This window comes from Shewanella sp. CG12_big_fil_rev_8_21_14_0_65_47_15 (assembly GCF_002783505.1).
Lineage (GTDB): Bacteria > Pseudomonadota > Gammaproteobacteria > Enterobacterales > Shewanellaceae > Shewanella.
On sequence record NZ_PFGL01000039.1, the window covers coordinates 355 to 1,473 of the forward strand.

Here is a 1,119-nt window from a genome sequence, read left to right on the forward strand (position 1 = left end):
AGGGCTTGAATAGTGCGGTAATGCTGTAAGGTCCTTTCGGCCTTATAGCCTTCAGCGTAAAGAAGAATGGTACAGAGCTTGAGGGCTGCATTGTAGGCGATCCCAAAGCGCCAGTCAGCCGATACGGCACCTTCGGTGGCATCCTTCAGATCACGTTCCACGATAGCCAGGAGATTTCCTATTTCCTCGGCGCTGGATTGGTGCTCTTTGAGCCAGCCGTTAGCGGCCCATTGCTTTAAGGTCATGCTCGGTCCCAACAACAAAAATCTTGCGCGATTTCAGTATATGTGACATGAAATGTTCGCCTGACTCAACCCGTTTCCGATATTCTATCTTGTTCATCACGTGGGGGTTGATTTCTCTTCCGATTACCTCCGAACACCCTGAGAGCAGTTCTGAAAGATCGCGGAACCCTATCTCTCCGATAACAAGAAGGTCCACATCACTACCGGCGGTTACCTCACCCCCGGCAATTGATCCAAACACAAAGGCAACGTGGATCCGCCCGTCTTGTAGCGCCTCCCGAAGAACGCCAACAACCCCGGTCGTCTTGGTTACAAGATTTCGAATCTCCGGATAAAGAGGGTTTTCCGTGTTGGCCCTATAATAGACTCGATTACTGTCTTTCCTGCCCTTCACCAGATCGAGCCTGACCAATTTGCGCAGCTCCTGTCGCAGGGTGCTGTCGTTCAGTCCGGAGCGACGCTGAATCTCGCGAACATGAAGCTCGTTTTCGGTCCCGCCGAAGAGAAGCTTGAAGATCTGAGCCCGCGAACGAGAGGATAATATTTCACTCAATGTATCCATTTCGCGTGATTATACCATGCAATTGAGTGGCTTTTCCACTCATTTATTTGCGGTGGTATAGTAGTGGTCATTATGGGCCTTTCGTGGGCCACAAAAGACAAAACCCCGGTCTCCATCAGAGAAACGGGGTTTTTGTGTGCCCTGAATCATGGCTTTCTTCCTACATAAAATGTCCATGTTGTCATTTTTAACCCCCTTATACCCCAAATGACACAAATGTCAAGAATTGTTTATGTTCAGAGTTCGGGAAAAATCCGGTTTTTTCTCAAGAATAAAGTTGCATCCAGCGATATGATGCCGAGTTTCGGGTCA

The 1,119-nt window shown here is 48.9% G+C and carries 2 protein-coding genes; both read right to left on the reverse strand.

The window, feature by feature from the left end; all coding sequences use genetic code 11:
- Nucleotides 1–245: hypothetical protein (locus tag COW15_RS09925; RefSeq protein WP_293632422.1), on the reverse strand; the 245-nt coding region annotated here is incomplete at its 3' end.
- Nucleotides 220–807, reverse strand: a complete 588-nt coding sequence (locus tag COW15_RS09930; RefSeq protein ID WP_293632423.1) for a nucleotidyltransferase domain-containing protein — start codon at nt 805–807, stop codon at nt 220–222. The genes COW15_RS09930 and COW15_RS09925, both read right to left, overlap by 26 nt.
- Nucleotides 808–1,119 lie beyond the last annotated feature (312 nt).